Source organism: Acinetobacter baylyi DSM 14961 = CIP 107474, assembly GCF_000368685.1.
In the GTDB taxonomy this organism is placed as follows: Bacteria; Pseudomonadota; Gammaproteobacteria; order Pseudomonadales; family Moraxellaceae; genus Acinetobacter; species Acinetobacter baylyi.
On sequence record NZ_KB849630.1, the window covers coordinates 1 to 21,436 of the forward strand.

Annotated in this window: 17 protein-coding genes; 7 read left to right on the forward strand and 10 right to left on the reverse strand. The window is 41.7% G+C overall.

Annotated elements, in window-relative coordinates; translation table 11 throughout:
• Positions 1 to 445: 445 nt before the first annotated feature.
• The 3 genes from F952_RS15415 to tyrS form a co-directional block, all read right to left on the reverse strand.
• Positions 446 to 2,347 (reverse strand): bifunctional metallophosphatase/5'-nucleotidase, encoded by a 1,902-nt coding sequence (locus tag F952_RS15415; RefSeq protein ID WP_227499412.1) that lies wholly within the window; start codon positions 2,345 to 2,347, stop codon positions 446 to 448.
• Positions 2,348 to 2,642: 295 nt separating this feature from the next.
• Positions 2,643 to 2,897: a hypothetical protein gene (locus F952_RS15420; protein WP_004930036.1), complete on the reverse strand. Its 255-nt coding sequence runs from the start codon at positions 2,895 to 2,897 to the stop codon at positions 2,643 to 2,645.
• Between the two features lie 570 nt (positions 2,898 to 3,467).
• Positions 3,468 to 4,700 carry a tyrosine--tRNA ligase gene (gene tyrS, locus F952_RS15425; protein WP_017385059.1) on the reverse strand — a complete coding sequence of 411 codons (1,233 nt, stop codon included), beginning with the start codon at positions 4,698 to 4,700 and terminating at the stop codon, positions 3,468 to 3,470.
• A gap of 61 nt (positions 4,701 to 4,761) precedes the next feature.
• On the opposite strand from tyrS, the gene F952_RS15430 reads away from it, so the two are divergent.
• Complete coding sequence (locus F952_RS15430; protein WP_004930042.1) at positions 4,762 to 5,892, forward strand: anhydro-N-acetylmuramic acid kinase; 1,131 nt, start codon at positions 4,762 to 4,764, stop codon at positions 5,890 to 5,892.
• 61 nt (positions 5,893 to 5,953) lie between these two features.
• Here the strand turns inward: F952_RS15430 and erpA are convergent, their stop codons facing one another.
• The 3 genes from erpA to F952_RS15445 all read right to left on the reverse strand — a co-directional run bounded on the left by erpA (position 5,954) and on the right by F952_RS15445 (position 8,677).
• Complete coding sequence (erpA, locus tag F952_RS15435) at positions 5,954 to 6,289, reverse strand: iron-sulfur cluster insertion protein ErpA (RefSeq protein WP_004930046.1); 336 nt, start codon at positions 6,287 to 6,289, stop codon at positions 5,954 to 5,956.
• Between the two features lie 118 nt (positions 6,290 to 6,407).
• Entirely contained in the window at positions 6,408 to 7,412 is a 1,005-nt protein-coding gene (locus tag F952_RS15440; RefSeq protein WP_004930050.1) for a putative solute-binding protein, read from the reverse strand.
• Positions 7,413 to 7,666: 254 nt separating this feature from the next.
• Positions 7,667 to 8,677 (reverse strand): putative solute-binding protein, encoded by a 1,011-nt coding sequence (locus tag F952_RS15445; protein WP_004930052.1) that lies wholly within the window; start codon positions 8,675 to 8,677, stop codon positions 7,667 to 7,669.
• Positions 8,678 to 9,057: 380 nt separating this feature from the next.
• Here F952_RS15445 and F952_RS15450 point away from each other — a divergent pair, with 380 nt between their 5' ends.
• Positions 9,058 to 10,992, forward strand: coding sequence for an ATP-binding cassette domain-containing protein (locus F952_RS15450; RefSeq protein ID WP_004930055.1), 1,935 nt, complete (start codon positions 9,058 to 9,060; stop codon positions 10,990 to 10,992).
• A 387-nt stretch (positions 10,993 to 11,379) separates the two neighbouring features.
• Positions 11,380 to 11,616 (forward strand): DUF2171 domain-containing protein, encoded by a 237-nt coding sequence (locus F952_RS15455; protein WP_004930057.1) that lies wholly within the window; start codon positions 11,380 to 11,382, stop codon positions 11,614 to 11,616.
• Between the two features lie 116 nt (positions 11,617 to 11,732).
• Here F952_RS15455 and gyrB read toward each other — a convergent pair whose 3' ends face one another.
• The 4 genes from gyrB to dnaA form a co-directional block, all read right to left on the reverse strand.
• Positions 11,733 to 14,201, reverse strand: coding sequence for a DNA topoisomerase (ATP-hydrolyzing) subunit B (gene gyrB, locus F952_RS15460; protein ID WP_004930060.1), 2,469 nt, complete (start codon positions 14,199 to 14,201; stop codon positions 11,733 to 11,735).
• A 52-nt stretch (positions 14,202 to 14,253) separates the two neighbouring features.
• Positions 14,254 to 15,330, reverse strand: a complete 1,077-nt coding sequence (gene recF, locus F952_RS15465; RefSeq protein ID WP_004930061.1) for a DNA replication/repair protein RecF — start codon at positions 15,328 to 15,330, stop codon at positions 14,254 to 14,256.
• Between the two features lie 15 nt (positions 15,331 to 15,345).
• On the reverse strand, positions 15,346 to 16,494 hold the full coding sequence (gene dnaN, locus F952_RS15470) for a DNA polymerase III subunit beta (RefSeq protein WP_004930066.1): 1,149 nt from the start codon (positions 16,492 to 16,494) through the stop codon (positions 15,346 to 15,348).
• A 235-nt stretch (positions 16,495 to 16,729) separates the two neighbouring features.
• Positions 16,730 to 18,127 carry a chromosomal replication initiator protein DnaA gene (dnaA, locus tag F952_RS15475; protein WP_004930068.1) on the reverse strand — a complete coding sequence of 466 codons (1,398 nt, stop codon included), beginning with the start codon at positions 18,125 to 18,127 and terminating at the stop codon, positions 16,730 to 16,732.
• Between the two features lie 664 nt (positions 18,128 to 18,791).
• Here dnaA and rpmH point away from each other — a divergent pair.
• From rpmH to yidC, 4 genes are read left to right on the forward strand one after another with little or no spacing between them, the layout of a single operon-like run.
• Entirely contained in the window at positions 18,792 to 18,926 is a 135-nt protein-coding gene (gene rpmH, locus F952_RS15480; protein WP_000831329.1) for a 50S ribosomal protein L34, read from the forward strand.
• Positions 18,927 to 18,949: 23 nt separating this feature from the next.
• Positions 18,950 to 19,345, forward strand: a complete 396-nt coding sequence (gene rnpA, locus F952_RS15485; protein WP_011182867.1) for a ribonuclease P protein component — start codon at positions 18,950 to 18,952, stop codon at positions 19,343 to 19,345.
• Positions 19,346 to 19,355: 10 nt separating this feature from the next.
• Positions 19,356 to 19,676, forward strand: a complete 321-nt coding sequence (gene yidD, locus F952_RS15490) for a membrane protein insertion efficiency factor YidD (RefSeq protein WP_004930074.1) — start codon at positions 19,356 to 19,358, stop codon at positions 19,674 to 19,676.
• Between the two features lie 5 nt (positions 19,677 to 19,681).
• A complete protein-coding gene (yidC, locus tag F952_RS15495; RefSeq protein ID WP_004930076.1) occupies positions 19,682 to 21,433 on the forward strand; it encodes a membrane protein insertase YidC in 1,752 nt (583 codons plus the stop codon).
• The last annotated feature ends 3 nt before the right edge of the window (positions 21,434 to 21,436 follow it).

The following is a 21,436-nucleotide window of genomic DNA, read 5'->3' on the forward strand; positions in this document are numbered from 1 at the left end:
CTTCGAGTAATTTAAACCAATCAATCAATGATAATATATCAATCAATCAACCAGTAAAAATCCACACAAGTTGTTCTTCTATTCTCTTAATGATCTTCTCGACGATTCGTCATCATCAAGCTAGGTCGGCTATGTTACTCTAAATCTCTTCAAAGTCAACAGGTAATTTCGATATTTTTAAAACTTATCAACCAATCCAAGAATCTAACCAATCTAGCCAAATCCTTGTTTCTCAACAAGTTTTTATCTGCATCACCGCCGATGGATGTGCATTCTACACCATAATCACACACACGCAACCCCTTTTTTACTTTATTTGCTACGGTTGTTCTTTTTTACAGCGAATCTTGATTTTATGGCGAATAAGCAGACGATTTTAGTCATCTGCCCATTCAGTTATGCTTAAATTTTAGACTTCACGCTATTTTTTGTGAGTTTTAAAGTTTCACAGAGGCCGATCAATAAAGTATTGCGTACTGTAATTGGAAACAGGTAAACGAAATAATGCTCTCGGTTGGGATAAGCCATCTGCTTCAAGATATTTCATAAAGGCTTCTGCATAATCCAAACCTACATCGATACGTCGCTCATTACGAATGGTTGCAAGGGTATGATAATAATCTGAACCATTGGCGAGAAAATCAAGTGTTACTACACGATAAGTCTGATCCATCATGAGTAAGCTATATTCTCCAGATGAATCTTTCAATTCAATGTTGCTAATGCGTTGACCTTTTGGTTGATTAAAGTCGACTGACCAGCGTAATCCTGCTGTATAAGGATAACTGCCTGTATTATTCAGCGTAATAACCGCATCAACTGCATCTTCAAGAGTGGCCTTGATCTCATTCCCCTGCATATTTAACTGTACCAGCGTACTGTTATAAGGCAGGACCTGATAAACTTTTTCTACACTGATCGGTCCTTGTTCTACATCGGTACGTACGCCGCCCCCATTTAAAATTGATAGTTGTGCAGAGAAGTAAGTTTTTCCTTGCTGTAAAAAGGCTTCTGCAACCAGCTGCTGAATATCTCCACCGTAACGATTCACCCGTTCATCCTGATTACATACATTGCCTAAACTGGAACGGTTAATATCACGTTGTGTTCCTGGTACACGGCGTAAACATAAAATTTCCTGAGCCGTCGCCACAATCGTTTGTCGAAATTTTTCTTTCATATCACGATAGGGGCTTAGAATTTGTGATGTTCTACTATCTGGTTCAATCACTGTAATTTCAGGGGCAAGCAGATGTAACTGCTTGGCTATGTTTAACTGCTGATCATGGGTTAAGGCAGGTGCAGACGTGAGTTTAGGTTTAAAATCATCTCCAATCAAAATATGCGGTGTACCTTGACAGTTTTTAACGCGGCCCTGAGAGTCAAATGTTATATCCAGCTCGCCGACCACGTAACTGTACTGCCACGCCTGAACTATACACACTGGATCACCATCCTTATTTTGGAGGGTGGTCGGATAAGGTGCTTCTGGCGTCATTCCAACTTTCTCAAGATTCTGTGAACCTAACAGCGTATGTGAATCACCTCCTACAATCACATCTACACCATGTAATTGTGTCGCAAGATATTTATCCATTTCATAACCCACATGACTTTGTAGGATGATCTTATTAATGCCTGCTTGACGTAATAGGTCTATTTGCTGCTGTGCACTTTCTAGTTCATCTTTAAACAGGGTATCGGGATTAGGCTGAGAAGCATTTTTGGTTTTCTGTGCGATGGTGAGTCCTACAAGACCAATCTTTTGACCTTGAGTTTCAATCACTGTTGATTTTTGAATACGGGTGCTTTGATACAATGGAGATGACGGTCCAAATTCCACATTTGCAGATAAAATCGCAGTACGTGTTGGACAATCGCCTTGATCCAATGCATCAATGAAGTATTTTAGTCCTTGATCTTTATTATCAAATTCATGATTTCCCAATGTAAATGCATCAAAGCAAATCATATTCATTACATCAGCATCTGCCTTGCCTTTTGTGAGGTTGTAATACAGGTCACCAGTGGTTGCATCCCCAGCGTGCAGTTTTAAAATTGCTCCATGTCCCATGGCAAGCTGATTAAAAAGCGCTGACACACGTGCAAAACCACCACGACTTACACTATAAGTGCCTGAAGTACTGCCTGTATTCAGATCAAACTCCATGCGCTCTTCATCCAGATGCGAATGATGGTCATTGATATGAATAATCTTCAAACTTGAATCATCGGACGCACTGTTTTCTGGCGGGATAACTGTAGTTGATGACCCAGAATCATGGTGTTCTTTACACCCACTCATCCCCATGGATATAGCGAACATCAGCGCAATTGGAGTTAACATATTCGAAATGTTGAAAAGAGAAATTTGTAAGGTTGTTAATTTTTTAGAAAGCATCATTCATCGTCACACTATTTGGATATTCATGTCATTCATCTTCTATCTAGATGACCTCATGGTCTTCTGAACCAAGAATCCAAAGCATGCAAATTATAAACCAATGCTACATTTTCATTTTAAAAAAAATAAATAATTATAATAAATATATGTTATTACAGATAAACTAAACACTTTGAAAGCAGGATAAAAGTCCAGACCAAGTTAAGACCTGGACTTTTGATTGGATACAGCTTTAGCTTTAGTAAGGACAACGCACATCGATCACTTCACGGATCATTTGCTGCTTTCCACGAAAGCTTTCTCCAATAAAAAACAGTTTTGCACGATAAGGTAAACGTGCCAAAATCATACTAAATAATTGATAATGCTCGGCAATGTCGAGTTTATCCAGATAATAATGTGCTAAATGATAGTCTTGCTGTTCGATTGAGTCTGGTTCAGTATTGAATAAGAAAGTAATTAGCCAGTTGAGGTGTTGTTGATCAAAGCCCATGCTGATTGCTCCTCTTGGTGTTTTTTTATTGTGCTCATAAACTATGAATGATGCGATTTCAATTTATCGGGGTACATGTTTTCAGATAACTCAATCGAATTTGCGTTTCTCTTTTTAGCAGCTCTCCTCATAGTAAATATAGGATGTAATGGGTAACTACAATAATGACAACATCAACACGATCTGGTTTTGTTGGTTTGTCATTTATCTTTATTTAACTTAATTTGATTATGAACGGTAGCCATGATCACCATTTCGCTACATGACATCTTTATTTTTTTACATAGCATAAGTATAAACAATTTCAATCGTCACACATATTCATCACTCTTGCTATATAGCAGGAGCCTATTATTTGGATCATAGGCAACATGATGAATCTCGATCACACTTGATTTATATTATTTGTAGCCGATTATGACTCAAAATACGAGTTAAATTTTACACTGCGATGACGAAACTCGGAGTTGATTATTTTTTCTAAAAAAATATGAGGTTTATCATGGAAAATAAAGACCGCTGATTAGATATAAAAAAGCAGATCACGTGATCTGCTTTTTTATTGTTTGATTAATCAGTAAAGGTGACTTGGGCAATGGCTTTTTTACCTGCCTGAATCAGATAGGTTTTATTTTCTTTCACCGAGAAATTGGCATCCACCACCTGCCAATCGACTTTAACGGCTCCACGTGAAACAGCGTCTTTGGCCTGTGCAGCATTTTTGGTGAGTCCAGCCAAACGCACAATCGAAGCGATAAAGATTTCTCCACCAAATTCGCCACGTGAAATCGTCACTTCTGGTGTGCCTTCAGGAATTTCACCTTCTGTGATGATATTGCCTGCACCTTTGTGGGCATTGGCAGCAGCGTCTGCATCGTGGAAACGCTCCACCAGTTCAAGCGCCAAGATTTTTTTCAAATCTTGCGGGTTACGGCCATTGGCCATTTCATCGAGTAAACCCTGAATCTCGTCAAGTGATTTAAAGCTGAGTAGTTCAAAATAGCGCTCGATTAAGGTATCTGGCATGGAAAGGACTTTTTGATACATCGCACCCGGCGCATCAAATACCCCAATATAGTTACCCAGTGATTTAGACATTTTGTTGACACCGTCCAAACCTTCTAGAATCGGCACCGTAATACACACTTGCGATTCTTGACCGTAGCGTCCTTGCAGAGTACGCCCCATGAGTAAGTTAAAGGTCTGATCGGTTCCACCCAGCTCTACATCGGCTTCAAGTGCAATTGAGTCATAGCCCTGCACCAAAGGATATAAAAATTCATGAATGGCAATCGGCTGATGATTGTTATAGCGTTTGGTGAAATCGTCACGTTCCAGCATGCGTGAAACAGTTTGCTGGCTGGCCAACTGGATCAGATCTGCTGCAGTGCGCTGATTAAACCACTCCGAGTTAAAGCGAACCTTGGTTTTATTTGGATCAAGAATTTTAAAGACCTGTTCTTGATAGGTTTTGGCATTGGCCTCGACCTGCTCACGAGTCAGTGGCGGACGCGTCGCACTTTTTCCAGTTGGGTCGCCAATCATGGCAGTATAATCGCCAATCAAGAACGTGACTTCGTGGCCCAGATCTTGAAATGCTTTTAATTTATTAATCAGAACCGTATGACCCAAATGCAAATCTGGTGCAGTTGGATCGAACCCTGCTTTGATTCGCAGTGGGCGATTTTCCTTAAGTTTCTTTAAAAGATCCTCTTCAGAAATAATTTCATGAGTGCCTCGTTGAATGAGGGCAAGCTGTTCTTCAGCAGGCAAGAAATTTGACATCACAAAACCTAAACACATCAGTTATTCAATTTGTGCGATATACTAACACTTTTTCAGCATATTGCAGGCGAAGTTGCTCATGACAGCAATCTATATTGGGGTAATGACGGGCACCAGCATGGATGGCGTCGATTTTGTTGCTGCTTCTTTTGATCCTCTCCATATTCACGCGACCTTAACACTTCCGTTTGAGCCAGCGCTAAGAGATGAACTCATGGCATTGACGCTGCCTGGCGATAATGAAATTGACCGCATGGGTAAAGCAGATGTTGGATTGGCAAAACTGATTGGTCATGGGATCAATATGCTGATTGAACAAAATCATCTAGATCGACATGTAATTAAGGCCATTGGTTCACATGGGCAAACCATTCGTCACCGTCCAGAGCATGGTTTTACCTTGCAAATCGGTGATCCTCATATCATTACCGAACTCACTGGTATTCCCGTCATTTCAGATTTTAGACGTCGTGATATGGCGGCAGGTGGACAAGGTGCGCCACTGGTTCCTGCATTTCATCAAGCGATTTTTCAACATTCGACTATTCATCGTGTGATTTTGAATCTGGGTGGTATTGCCAATGTCAGCTTATTGCCCGCAGGTAATCCCGACGGCGTTTATGGCTTCGACACTGGCCCTGCCAATATTTTAATGGATGCATGGTGTGAACGTTACACCGGACATCCTTATGATGAAAATGGCAATTGGGCTGCTTATGGCCAACCGATCAGAGCCTTGCTTGAACGCCTACAAGCCCATGAATTTTTCTCAAAAAAACCACCAAAAAGTACAGGACGTGAAGATTTTAATCTAGACTGGCTGGATGATCAGCTCGCAGACTGGCGTAATGATGAACTCGAATATGATGAGCTAGAAGACACACCAGAAAATGTTCAAGCGACCTTACTTAAACTCACCACCCGTGCCATCAAAAAAGCGATTTATCGTTCAGAGCTGGATACAGGCGAAGTTTATGTGTGTGGTGGTGGGGCTTATAATTCGCATCTTTTGGAACAACTTCGTTGGCGCCTGCGCAAACATCACTGGTCTGTTCAAAGTACCAGTGTTTTGGGACTCTCTCCAACATGGGTTGAAGCAACCGCGTTTGCATGGCTCGCCATGCGTTTTATGCAACAACAGAGTGCTAATTTGCCATCGGTGACAGGCGCAGCAGGTTTTCGTATTTTGGGAACCATCACCAGCGTTTAATTCTGGCCAATAAAAAAATCCCCTTTCGGGGATTTTTTTATTGCTCTGAATCCAGCGATCTTTAGATCGAAAATGATGAACCACAACCGCAAGTTGTAGTCGCATTTGGATTTTGGATTATAAAGCGAGAACCTTCCAGTCCTTCAATATAATCGACCACCGAACCTACCAGATACTGATAGCTCAGTGAATCTACTAACATTTTGACATCACCATTTACAAACTCGGCATCATCTTCGTTGGGACTATCAGCAAAATTAAAGCCATAAGAAAAGCCAGAACACCCACCGCCTGTCACATAAACACGCAGCATCAAATCCTGATTGCCTTCGCTATCGCGGAGTTGGCGCACTTTTTTTGCAGCATTATCTGTAATAACAAGAGCTTGGGCATTCATGACAGGTATTCCTCAGACTAGATTCAGATATCATCTTAAAACCATGAAACAGTATAACATATTCGATATGGGGACTGTCTTTCAAGTTTAAACTTTATTCTGAGTCTGGTGGTCAGAATTATTTGTAATTTTCATCCTGTAAACCACATTCAAAATTGGTGCGATCTTCCTTACAACGGAATTGCCAAAGAAGTTTCATCATGCGTTTATCGTAAATACCCCGTTTAGTCAGATTAATTCGCGACTCACGCATCATTTTTTGATAGCCTGGTTTATCAGCAGCAGGGACTTCCATCCAGTATTTCTGCGGAATATCTGCTTTCATTTTGCCCAAAATATTGAAGGCGCGGGGTAACTGGCCCTTGACCCAATCTCGTGATTTTTGTCCAAAACCTTCAGGAAATTTATCCTGACGAATAATAATATTACCTGTTACCTGTAAAATTGGATAATCTACAATTGCCCCCTTAGTGCCTAAACCCTTATGCAGTTCAAGTGGTTTAAACGCAGCGGCAGGTGCGCCAATAATATCGACTTGATGATTATTAAATTTGGCTCCAAAGTTGGTGACATCAGCACTTACCGCTTGTGCACCAATTTGCTGTACCATGATTTTCTGTGCTTCATCATAATCCAGCACCGCAATTTTTTTACCTGCGGCCTTGGCTACGGTATTAATACTACGATCATTCACCAATAAGTAGGCGTCTCCTACAGGAATCACCCCTGCGACCTCGTATTGCCCATTCACCATATATTTGGCAAATCCTGGACTGGCAAGCCCCTGCATGACTTTTACTGCAAGCTTAAGATCTGTAATCGCACCAATCGCATCTAAGGAGCCAGTAAAGGAGTTAAATTGACGTCCCCTCATGCCTGTCACACTGATGCCATCACACTTACCCGCTTTGAAATCCTCTGCAATCACAGCTTCGTTTTGACCCACTTTAAGCTCGATATCTGCCCCCCAACTTTTTGCAGCGAGCTGATAGTCTTTCATCAGGTTGTAGACATCACCATTTTTTCCGACCAGATCAAATACACAGACGGTTTGTTTGGCATGTACCGTTCCTGCCAGTACACCCAGTGTAATGGTGGCCATGATTTTTTGTGTCCAGTTCATTATCATATCCTTTGATGGGTATCGTTGTTTTTATTGAAGACTTATCTGAAGCACTGCTTCTTATTCAATTGCGATGATTGCATTTTGAAGATGAAGTATGTGGATAATATTTCACACCTTGGTAGCAGCTACTTTGCAAGTACTATCACCGTTTAGCTTAGCGTGTCTATTGATTGAAACAATGGCACAACTGACAGGATTTTATTCAATAAAAAAGTCCGGCATTTATCCGGACTTTTCCTTAAAAATCAATATTATTCACCAGGCATTGCACATTCAAAGTTGGCTTTATCAACTGAACAACGCGCTTTTTTGAGTACAGACATCATTTCTGGATCATAAATACCACGCTTGGTTAGATCTATACGACCATCTCTTAGCAATTTTTGATACTTAAGTTTGTCTTCGGCAGTCAAGTTCATTTTGTATTTGGCTGGAATTTCAGCTTCCAAACGGTTAATCATCGCGAAGTTTTTCGGTAAGCGTTTCACAAACCAGTCACGTGACTTTTGACCAAAACCCTGAGGGAACTGATCTGGGCGAATCACAAGATCTGCAGTAACCTGCAATACAGGGAAGTTCCACATGACCCCATTTGCGCCTAAACCTTTATGCAATTCTAATGGTTTGTAAGCATAGGCTGGTGCACCTACAATATCCACTTGTCCATTGTTAAATTTGGCTGCAAAGTTAGAAATATCAGATAATACGGCTTGCGCACCTACGCGCTGTACCATGATTTTCTGTGCATCATCATACCCAAGCACGGCAAACTTTTTACCCGCAGCTTTCTCAATTGAGTTAATATTTTTATCACGTACAAAAATAAATGCTGAACCTAGTGGCGAAATACCCGCAACTTCATATTTTTTACCACCCAGATTGGTGGTCATTTTTGCTGCATTGCGGGCATCTAGTACATAGCTGATTGCACGTTGTGCAATCTGGTTATTGGGAACGCCGCCCAATGAATCGATTGAACCTGCAAATTTGTTATATGGACGCGCACGCATTGCAGTCATAGCAACCGCATCACATTTACCTGCTTTGAAGTCATTATCCGCAACCGCTTCGTCCTGACGCGGTACCAGATTAATGTCTGCACCCCAGCCTTTGGCTGCCAGTGCCCATTCTTCCATCATCTTATAAGACTCACCCGATTTACCCAGTAAATCGAAAACACAGACATCTACTTTGGCGGCTTGTGCAGTTGCAGATAAACCACAAACAGATGCAGCAGTGAGCATGAGTGCGAATTTCTTCATCTTATGTATTCCTTTGATCGACTTTTTTTAGTTCAGGAGTATCCTTTCAATGCAAATATTAAAGAGGTTATTTAAAAAAAAATAGAGCTTTTACTCCACTTTTTTGTCGCAAAATGAATCTTTTTGATACAAAAGCGTAGAGTTAGACACATTTTTTTGAAAAAACTAGCTTTAATTAAAAATAATAAATATCTAAATATTTGATTTATTTATATAAAAATAAAATATTCATTTATTTGATTCATTTAGTGATTAGACTACCCAGTCACATTTAGAAGTGATCACTTATTCTCAGGCTGACTTGATACTTAAATTTTTGTCTTCGTGTTCGTATATCTTTAGAATAGCGCTACTGTTCTCTGCATAGCGTCAATTTCTCCATGATTCAACTCGACCAATTTTCAGTTCGCCGTGGCGGACGAGTCCTCTTTCAAAAAGCATCGATGCAATTGCATCCAGGCTGGAAAATTGGTTTAACTGGTGTCAATGGTGCTGGTAAATCGACCCTATTTTCTGCACTTCTGGGTGGAATTGAATCGGATAGTGGTAGCTTGAGTCGTCCGAATGTCTGGACTGTGGCACACATGGCACAAGAAATTAAAGCGCTGAATATGAAAGCGATTGATTTCGTCTTGTCTGGCGATGAAGAGTACTGGACCATTCAGCATCAGCTTGAACATCCAGAACAGCTTAGCGACAACGAGTTGGCTCACCTTTATAGTCGTTTTGATGAAATTAACGGTTATGCAGCAGCGGCTAAAGCATCCCAGCTTATGGCAGGTTTAGGTTTTTTTGAATATCAATCGCAATATGATGTTGCCAGCTTCTCTGGCGGTTGGCGGATGCGGTTGAATCTGGCGCGTACCCTGATGAGTCGCTCAGATTTACTCTTACTCGACGAACCAACCAACCATTTGGACTTGGACGCGATTTTGTGGCTTGAAGACTGGTTGAAAGCCTATGAAGGAACACTGGTTCTGATTTCGCATGACCGTGATTTTCTTGATGCCATTACTGATCATATTTTACATATCGAAAATCAGCAGTTAACACTTTATACAGGTAATTATTCAACCTTCGAAACCACACGTGCAGAACGTTTGGCGCAGCAACAGCAAGCGTTTGAAAAACAGCAAGAGACGCGCGCGCACTTACAAAAATATATTGATCGTTTTAAGGCACAAGCCACTAAGGCTCGTCAAGCACAAAGCCGTATTAAACAATTAGAACGCATGCAAGAACTGGCACCTGCACATGTCGATACGCCTTTCACCTTTAGCTTTCGTGAACCAAGCAAAATGAGCTCGCCGCTGTTGGCACTTGAACACGCCGACATTGGTTATGGCGACAAATTGATTGTGACCAATGTCAATTTGCAAATTACCCCGACCAGCCGGATTGGTCTGCTCGGAATGAACGGCGCGGGTAAATCGACACTGATTAAATCTCTGGTGGGTGATTTGGCGCTATTGCGTGGCACACGTTATGCCTCAGAGCTGCTCAATATCGGTTACTTTGCCCAGCATCAAATGGATGCTTTGGATGGATCAGCCAGTCCAATGCTACAACTGTCACGTATTGCAGATAAAAAAATCAGCGAAGCAACACTACGTGCTTTTCTGGGCAGCTTTGGTTTTAGCGGCGAACGCATGGATACGCCGAGCGAGAGTTTTTCGGGTGGCGAACGTGCTCGACTGGCACTGGCATTGATTGTCTGGCAACGTCCCAATGTTTTAATTTTAGATGAACCGACCAACCATCTAGATTTAGATATGCGTCATGCGCTAACCATGGCATTACAGGACTTTGAAGGTGCCGTGGTTTTGGTATCACATGAGCGTCAATTGATCGCCAGCGTCTGCGATGAGCTGATTCTGGTTCATAATGGCAGCAGTCGCGATTTTGATGGTGATCTACATGATTATGCGAACTGGTTACGTCAGGCACGTAATGACATGATGAAGCAAGGACAACAGCCTACCGCGCCTATTCAATCTAAAGTTGAAGCGCAACCTGTCATCTCTAAACTGGACAAAGAAGCCCAACGCAAAGAAGCCGCGAAACGTCGCGAACAAACGCGTCCGATTCGTAAAAATATTGAAAAATGTGAAAGTCAGGTTGAGCGCTTACAAAAACGTTTAGCGGAAATCGAAACCTTACTCGGTGATAGCTCACTTTACGATGCCGATCGTAAAAATGATTTGTTAAAACTCATGAATGAACAAAGCGATTCAAAACAGGAACTGGAGCAGGCGGAAGAACAAATGCTTGAATTGATGATGCAACTCGAAGAGCTCGAAAGTTTATTTGATTAATTTACAATCCTGGGCTGTAATCTATTGCAGGATTTACAGCCCGAAACATTTAATTGCCCGCTGTTACAGCTTTATATTTTTTAATCACTTTTCAAAACCCCTAGCTCATTCTTTTTACACAACTTATTGATTTAATTTAATCTAACTATTTATTTTATATAAGAAATATAAGTTAACATCTTTTTAGCCTAAACCCTCATGTTTTGATCAAAATGCCATAAAGCCTTACACAAGCACAGCACAGTAAGCCTAAAAAAAGCCATAACCTGATGACTAGGCAAACAATGACTACTGTTTTTAAAAGGTCATTAAATGACCAAAACAGTTCGCCTGATTGATTAACACAATCAATCCAACAATAAATCAATAGAAGAGAGGGTTTATCTCATGGCAAATATTAATTTACAAGATATTCAACATCATGCCGAAGTTATCGGTTCAGATCGTCAACACGTTGGTACAGTTGACCATCTCGATGGTCAAGACAAAATCAAGCTTGCCAAAAATGATCAGGCTGCTCAAGGCCAGCATCACTATATTCCAACACAATGGGTACAACAGATTCAGGGCAACCAAGTGGTCTTGAACAAGACCGCAGAACAGGTTTTCCAGCAATGGCAATAGTCTAATTCAGGCTTTGCCCTAGACAGGAAGTCACATGACCCCTATGGAAATTAAATGGTCAAAAAAATCAGGCACTGTGTGCCTGATTTTTTTATGGTGTTTTAATCAATCAGATATTAAGCATCAATATCTGCATTCAACGCATTTTCCTCAATAAATGCACGACGTGGCTCGACGTCATCGCCCATGAGGCAACTAAACATACGATCAGCTTCAATCGCATCATCAATGGTGACTTGCAGCATATGACGGTTATCAGGATCCATCGTAGTTTCCCAAAGCTGCTCGGCGTTCATCTCACCTAAACCTTTATAGCGCTGAATCATCATGCCACGACGTGAGTCCTGCAAGATTTGCTGCCAAACCTGATGGAAATTGCTCACCTGAATACGACGTTCACCTTTTTGCAAGTAAGCACCTTCTTCAAGCAATTTAAACCAGCTCTTGGAGTTTTTGAGTAATCGTGCATATTCAGCAGAGTTGAGCAAACCAGCATCCAATAGGTAATGGTGTGGTAAATTATGCACATAGACCGTAATACGCGGCCAACAATGAATCGAAGTTTCCCCTGTTGGTGATTCACGTTCAAAGCTTTCTAAACTCACCTCAGGTCGTAAGCTTGGCTGTAATTTTGCAATCACTTGACCCAGTTGCTCGGCCCACTGCTCTACATAGGGACGATCATGGCTAAGATCGGCTTTAAATGGCTCAACTTCGAGCAAGCCATCAAGCAAAGTTGCAGGATAACGCTGGGTCAAACGCTGCAAACTTTTTTGCGAAATCTTGTAGTCATCAATGACTTTAGCCAGTGCTTCACCTGTAATGGCAGGTGCTTCTGCACTGATATGCAATGCCAGATCATCAATGGCATTTGAAATCAGGAAGGTTTCAAGTGCATCATTATCTTTGATGTACTGTTCCTGCTTACCTTTTTTCAACTTGTACAATGGTGGCTGGGCGATATAAATATGACCACGCTCAACCAGTTCTGGCATTTGACGGAAGAAGAAAGTCAATAGTAAGGTTCGAATGTGTGAACCATCGACATCCGCATCGGTCATAATGATGATTTTGTGGTAACGAAGCTTATCGGGATTATATTCTTCACGACCAATACCACAGCCCAGCGCGGTGATCAATGTTCCCACTTCCTGACTGGAAATCATCTTGTCAAAACGCGCACGTTCCACGTTCAGGATTTTACCTTTCAGCGGCAAGATCGCCTGCATCTTACGGTTACGACCTTGCTTAGCACTACCACCCGCAGAGTCACCCTCGACCAGATACAACTCAGACAACGCTGGATCTTTTTCCTGACAATCTGCAAGTTTACCCGGTAAGCCCGCAATATCGAGTGCACTCTTACGACGCGTCATTTCACGTGCTTTACGTGCGGCATCACGCGCACGTGCGGCATCAATAATTTTTCCAGCAATCGATTTTGCTGCTTGCGGATTTTCCAGCAGATAAGCCGAAAACTCCTTGTTCATCGCCTGTTCAACCGCAGGTTTGACTTCACTTGAAACCAATTTTTCTTTGGTTTGAGACGAGAATTTTGGATCAGGCACCTTGACCGAAATAATAGCGGTCAAACCTTCACGTGCATCATCACCACTCACGTTAACTTTTTCTTTCTTAAGAATATTTTCATTCTCAAGATAACTATTTAAACCACGTGTCAAAGCTGCACGGAAGCCCGCAAGGTGTGTTCCACCATCTTTTTGTGGAATATTGTTGGTAAAGCAGCGTACATTTTCCTGATAGCTGTCATTCCATTGCAACGCCACTTCAACGGCAATGCCATTGTCAGAATCAGCGGTAAAATGGAAAATGTCATTGAGGTGATTTTTGCCTTCATTGATGTATTTTACAAACTCTGACAGGCCGCCTTCATAGGCATAAATATGCTCAAAGTTCACACGTTCATCACGCAGGACTATTTTAACGCCTGCATTTAGAAAAGACAGCTCACGTAAACGGCGTGCCAGAATATCAACATTAAAAATAGTCTGGCTAAAAGTATCCCCACTTGGCCAGAAACGTACAGTAGTACCCGTGGTAGATGTCTCACCGACCACTTTTAGCGGATACTGAGGATCGCCGTGCTGATATTCCTGTTCATGGATCTGACCAGCACGATGAATGGTTAACTGTAGCTTGCTGGACAAGGCATTGACCACTGACACACCTACACCATGCAGACCGCCAGAAACCTTATAACTATTATCATCAAACTTACCGCCAGCATGCAGAATGGTTAGAATCACTTCTGCGGCAGAAACACCCTCTTCAGGATGGATATCAGTTGGGATACCACGACCATTATCAGAGACGCTCACCGATTCATCTTCATGAATGGTGACAATAATCTCATCACAGTGTCCGGCTAAAGCTTCATCAATCGCATTATCGACGACTTCAAACACCATATGGTGCAAGCCAGTCCCATCGTCAGTATCACCAATATACATGCCTGGACGTTTACGAACAGCATCCAGCCCACGTAATACCTTGATACTAGAGGAATCATACGCCTTTTCAATTGTTTGTTCTGTTGGAGAGGCAGATTGCGATTCTGAACTCATGGTTTCTCCCTAGCAAAAATAGGTCTATCCAAAGATGGGTAAAAAATCAACGTCAAACAGCATGAACTTGACCATGATCAACATTGTATAATTGATAAGAAATAGACAGACCATCTAAATGTTGAGTTACAGCCTGATGATCTAAAGTGGTAATAAAAACTTGACTACCCAATTGGCTCAATCGTTCAATTAAACGTCGTTGCGCGTTACTATCTAATTCTGCTGTCAGATCATCTAATAATACCACAGTTTCCTTATTACTCGCATGTAACATTGCAATCTGTGACAGTTTTAATGCCATCATCAGTAATTTCTTTTGCCCACGTGACAATACATCATCGGCATCACCCAATGCAGTTTTTAGGCGCAAGTCTGCGCGGTGTGGACCGTACTCTGTATAACGTCGTTCAACATCTTTATTGTGATAATTCAAAAGGTCTTGCCATAATCCTACTTCGCTATGAAAACCTGGGCTGTATTCCAGTTCAATCTGAAGATCAGGCAATAGCTGCGCCAAATCTTGTTGAAAAAAATCTTTCCAGCGCTCTACGGTCACCAGTCGCTGTGAGTGTAGCATTTCCCCGTATTCACTTAGCATTTTGTTCCACGGTTCCAGCTCTGCCAAACTAAGCTGACGTTTGGTTTTGAGCAACATATTACGCTGCTTGAGCGCCCGTGAATAATATTGCCACGCAAAATAAAACTCAGGTTCCACGTGGAACATTAACCAATCGAGCAACTGTCGCCGCGGTTTTGCACCATGATCAATAATATCTGTGCTCTGTGGGTCTAAATGTTGTAAGGGTAACAGTTTGGCCAATTGTCCCTGAGTGGCGACAGTATCGCCATTGACCTTAATTAATTGCTCCCCTGATAACAGCTTTTGCATGCCAATTTTTTCAGACAAAGACTGGGCAAAAATGATGGCATCCTGTGCATTCTGCTGAATGTAATGCTTGGGCATATGGGTTCTAAACGAACGTCCAGTCGCCAGAAGATGGACCGCTTCTAGAATAGAAGTTTTACCTGAACCGTTGGCGCCATAAAAAATATTAAACGGCTGCAATCCAGAGAGTGCAACCGCTTTTAAATTGCGCACACGTTCAATGTTTAAACGCGTAATTTGCATAATTTAGTCAATACATCACACACGCATTGGCATGACCACATAGGTCTGATCAGGATGTGCCGCATCTTGAACCAAAACCGACTGATTGGCCTCAGTCATACTCATGCTGACATCATCACCATCCAGTACACTTAAGACATCTAGCAAATACTGCGCATTAAAGGACATTTCAAGCGATGCATCCTGATATTGAATTGCAATATCTTCAATTGCCTCATCCTGCTCTGGGTTATTGGCACGAAGCTGTAACACATCAGGATTAAAATTCAGGAATACGCCGCGTAATTTCTCATTACTCAAAATCGCGACACGCTGTAGTGACTGCTTGAACACGTCATGCGCAATTTGTACGTGTTTATCGCCACCACGTGGAATGACACGGCGATAATCAGGAAACTTTCCATCAATTAATTTGGTGGTAAAGCGCACGGTAATTGGATGTTGTTCCTTATCACGATTGGCAATGTTAATGGTCACATTCAATAGTTCACGACCAATCAGCAAACTTAGCTGATCATCTTCGATACTTAACAAACGCTGTAATTCACCCACAGCTTTACGTGGCACAATTGCTTGTACTGCCTGCATGGCGGTGGATGATGCCTGAACTTCACACAGTGCCAAACGATGCCCATCAGTCGTGACTGCACGTAACTGATTTTGATCAATTTCTAGTAATGTGCCCGTCAAATAAAAACGCACATCCTGAACTGCCATAGCAAAAGATGTTTTTTCAAACAAACGCTTCAACTCGCGCTGAGTCACTTGAACCTGAGTACCTTGACTGCTCTCAGTGGTCAATAGCGGATAGTCTTCTGCTGGTAAAGTGCCCAGCACAAAACGGCTATTTCCAGACTTCAGGATACAGCGCTGATCTTCGGTAATTTGTAGATCAATCAAGGCAGCAGAAGGAAGAGATTTACAGATATCGACCAGTTTTCGTGCAGGTACTGTGGTCTCTCCAGCTTCAATGCATGCCCCTTCTGCTAATGTCGTACTTGCGACCAGTTCAACTTCAAGATCAGATCCAGTAATGGTCAAAGCCTGCGCATTAGCCTGAATTTTAACATTTGAAAGAATATTCAACGTATGGCGACGCTCTACTGCACCCACCACATGGGAGAGAACATTGAGTAAACTTTCTTTGGCTATTTTTAGTCGCACGTTTTAACCCTTAAACTCAAAAAAACTTGAAGTATTCTAACCTAATTTAATGTAAAAGACAGGACGAAAATTTTATCAATATGATCGATGGAGCATCAGCTCATATCTCGGAACTAACGCAAACGGTTTACTAACTAAGCTGTGAATTTTTACCTTAAGCCAGGCATCGCAACACACATTAAATCTTGCGATCACAATAACTTAAAAGTACACACATATACTTAAGAGTAACCTATTAACTCTGTAATAAGCGCAACAGGTTTTTATAATCCTCATTAAAAATTGGATCTTCTTGTTTTAAGCTCTGTACTTTTTCACAGGCGTGCATCACTGTACTGTGATCGCGTCCGCCAAAAGCCATCCCAATTTCAGGGAAACTATCGCCTGTCAGTTCACGTGCCAATCCCATCGCCAGCTGGCGTGGACGCGCATAGATACGTGTCCGCTTCGGTCCAATCAACTCTTTGAGCGGAATACGAAAATATTCGCTGACCACACGCTGAATATTTTCCACACTAATGGTTCGCGCACGAATCGCCAATACATCTTTAAGGGATTCACGCACCACATCCAAATCGATCTGTGAACCTTTAAAACGTGCAATTGCTACGACTTTATTGAGTGCACCTTCCAGTTCACGTACATTGGCCACCACTTGCTGGGCAATAAACAATGCACAATTACGAGGTAAATCCACACCGCTATTTTCTGCTTTTTTAAGCAAAATCTCGATACGCGTTTCAATATCTGGTGGCTCAACACCAACAGATAATCCCCAAGAAAAACGTGACACCAGACGCGGATCCAGCTCGGTTAATTCTTTTGGATAACGGTCTGAAGTTAAAATAATCTGTTTAGATTCATCCAATAGGGCGTTAAAGGTATAGAAAAATTCGACCAGACTGGCTTCTTTACCCGCCAGCAAGTGAATGTCATCGACCAAAAGTAGATCAAGTGAACGACAGTTTTTCTTAAACTCTTCAACCTTGCCTTTTTGTAACGAGCTCACAAAATCCTGTACAAAACTTTCTGCCGTCATATACATCACACGTGCATTTGGTTTGGCTTGAAGTAATGCGTTACCCACAGCCTGCATCAAGTGAGTTTTACCTAAACCTGTCGGGCCATATAAAAACAAAGGATTGTGCTGGGAGGCACCAAGTTGAGTTAAAACTTTTCGGCAAGTCTCAGCAGCCATCTGGTTAGAACGGCCCTCGACAAACAATGAGAAGGTAAACAGTGGGTTAAGTAAACGTTTTTTTGAATTTAAAATTTTATTACTTTGCGTAGCTGCTGGTTCGACAACTTCTTTTTTAACGCGCTGAGGTACAACTGGTGTACTTGACAGAGCAGCAGTGGTTGTCGCTGGCTGTTCTGCTGGGGATAAAATTGCACCAGGACGCGAGTCAACCAAAATTTCGACCTGGCGAATCCGCCCTTCAGAAAGTTGTTCAACCAGAATAGAGATCAACTCAAGATGATGTTCCTGAATATAACGCGTCCAGTAAGGGTTCGGCGCATACAGGCGTAGACTATCTGTCGTCTCTTCAGCTACTAAAGGACGAATCCACATCGCAAAGACGTTATCAGATAGCTCTTGTCGCAAGCGAGTTAAGCAGTCTGTCCAAAGCATGTGAATCCCCTGTCCGTTTTAAATTCAAAAATAGTCCACAACATCCCCCTCAGATGAAAGGGGTCGCCATTCTAACCAAGTTATCCACATCTGTCATGAAAGATTCACTTGATTTTGCTTAAAAAGGAAGCGCTCGCACAATAAATTTAAATTCACACCACTTGTGGATAAGATTTCACACATGCTGTGGATAAAATATCACTCAAAGTTATCCACAAAGCATAAAACAAATAAAAACACAGTTATCCACAATATAAATCTATGGTTTTTAAATTTAAAAATGACTATTCCACAGAAAAAAGCGTCCCTAATAAGAATAAATTTAAATTTTAAAATTTGAATTTAATTAATAAGCCTGAGTAGCTTGTGGATAATTTAGCGAGATATGAATTTAAATTCAAATCCCATGATTCAGCGTATCATTCAACATAAAGCTGTTGATAAGATTGAGAATAAGTTGTGAATATACAAAAAATGATTGTAAATTGAAAGAATTAGTTTGTGTATAACTTTTGTTTAAAATGAATTGCTTCAATTTTGGTTGATTTCATTTAAAACAATTAAAGTCAAATAAATGTAAAGATTCCTGTTTTTCATTGACAGCGTAAAGATTGCGCAATACAATCGCGAACCTTTATAGATAGATCAATTTGGGAGTTTCGACATGAAACGTACTTTCCAGCCTTCGGAATTAAAACGTAAACGCGTTCATGGTTTCCGTGCTCGCATGGCTACTAAAGCTGGTCGTCAGGTTTTGGCTCGCCGTCGTGCTAAAGGTCGTCACAGCTTAACTGTTTAATTACGGTTAGTTGACACGATTGGGTGATGACACTTTATAGTTTCAGCACAGAAGTACGCTTACGCTGTGCTGCAGATTACCAAGGTGTGTTTGATGGTGCGCTTTTTAAAGTGCATCAACCCCATTTCTTATTTCTTGCAAAACCCAGTGAACAGCTCCAGAGCCGTCTAGGGGTAATTGTTGCCAAGAAAAAAGTTCGTCGTGCGCACGAAAGAAACAGAATAAAACGACTTGCTCGCGAAAGTTTTCGCTTGCATCAACAGCAATTAGGTTTGCTGGATATTGTGGTGATGCCTAAGATAGGTATTGAAGCGGTATCTAATGCTGATTTGCATCAGCAGCTTGAATTTGCTTGGCAAAAATTACAACGTCAAGCTAAAAAATATCAAAAAGTAGCTGTTTCTCCTTCTTTGCATTAGAGATGAACCAATGGTACGCATACTTCATTGGTTGATTCGTTTCTATCAAATTGCGATTAGTCCAATGCTTGGACCTCGTTGTCGATATATTCCAACCTGTTCACAGTATTCTCTGGAAGCTATTCATACGCATGGCGCTATGAAAGGAACTTGGCTGGCAATTCATCGTGTCTGTCGCTGTCATCCATGGGGTGGTTCTGGTTATGATCCTGTGCCTCCTAAAGCAATTCGTTTTATTTCGTTTCAGCAAATAGATTCTCAAATGCTTCACGTTACTGTACCCTTTCGTGAACGTTTACTGAACCTAAATCACTCTAACCACTTGGGGTAATAGATATGCAACAATGGGCCAGGTTTGCAATTCTCGGGGCCATGTTTGTCACGGCATATTTGCTCATTTTGGCTTGGCAAAAAGATTATGGTCATGCAAATACAGCTGTTCAGCCACAAGCTGCTGCTGTTGTATCACATGACGTATCTGCTGATTTGCCAAACAGCCAAAGTACTGCGGCAGCATCATCTGATGTGCCTCAGGCAAATATTGCTGCTCAACAAACACCTGCAGCAACATCAACCGCTGCAAGTCAACAGCTTATTTCAATACAAACTGACCTTTATCATCTTTGGATCAATCCTAAAGGTGGTGATATTGTGCGTATTGAATTACTCAATCACGATCAGAGCAAAAATAGCGATCAACCGTTTGTGATGCTTGAAAGTGATGCCAAACGTACCTATGTCGCGCAATCTGGTTTAATTGGTCTCAATGGTCCAGATAGTAGTCGAGGTGGTCGTCCTGTATTTGATGTTGAAAAATCGGCTTATACTTTAACAGACGCCAAAGAAACCAAGGATAAAGACGGAAAGCTAGTAAAAACTTTAACCGTTCCGATGGTTTATAAAACGACTGATGGTGTTGAAATTATCAAGCGTTTTACCTTCAAACAAGGCGATTATCCAATTGTGGTGAGCTATCAGGTGGTTAACCGTAGCCCGCAAAACTGGCAAGGTCAGATGTTTGGTCAGATTAAACGCGATAATTCTGAAGATCCAGGCAAGTCAGATCAGGGTATCTTTACTTTGGGTACGTTCTTGGGCGGTGCTTGGGGCACACCTGAAGAGCATTACAACAAGCTGAAGTTTGCCAATTTCTCTGATGAAAAGCTAAATGTTGAAGCAAAAGGTGGTTGGGTGGCAATGGTTCAGCACTACTTTGTGAGTGCATGGATTCCAGGACACTTTGGAGATCAGGCCTATACGGCGAAGCTTGAATCACGTAAATCTGCCGATAACATGAATATCATTGGCTTTACCTCTCCAACCATTAACGTACCAGCGGGCAAGACCATGACCGTTGATGCTACGTTCTATTCTGGTCCAAAAATCCAGTCTGAATTAAAAGATCTGGCTGTGGGCTTGAATCAGACCGTCGATTATGGCTGGTTATGGCCAATTGCCAAGTTACTGTTCATTGGCTTGCAATTTTTCCATAACATTGTTGGAAACTGGGGCTGGTCAATTATCTTGTTGACGGTATTGGTGAAGCTGATCTTGTGGCCGCTGTCTTCAAAGAGCTATCGCTCAATGGCCAAGATGCGTGTGATTGCACCTGAAATGCAACGCATGAAAGAAGAGTTTGGCGAAGACCGTATGCGTTTTTCTCAAGAGATGATGGCGTTGTACAAGCGTGAGCAAGTCAATCCGCTATCGGGTTGCTTACCATTGCTACTTCAAATGCCGATCTTTCTGGCACTTTACTGGGTATTGATGGAAAGTGTGGAATTACGCCATGCGCCTTGGATGTTGTGGATTCAGGATTTATCTGCAATGGATCCGTGGTTCATCCTTCCGCTGTTGATGGGCGCAACCATGTTCATCCAGCAAATGCTGAACCCGCAACCAGCAGATCCAATGCAAGCGAAAGTTTTCCGCATTATGCCGATTATTTTTACGGTATTTATGCTGTTCTTCCCTGCAGGTCTGGTACTGTACTGGATTGTCAACAACACCATTACCATTACACAACAATGGTTTATTAATAAAAGTGTTGCAAAAGCTCGTGAAAATAAAGTGGAAACGACCTCATAATCG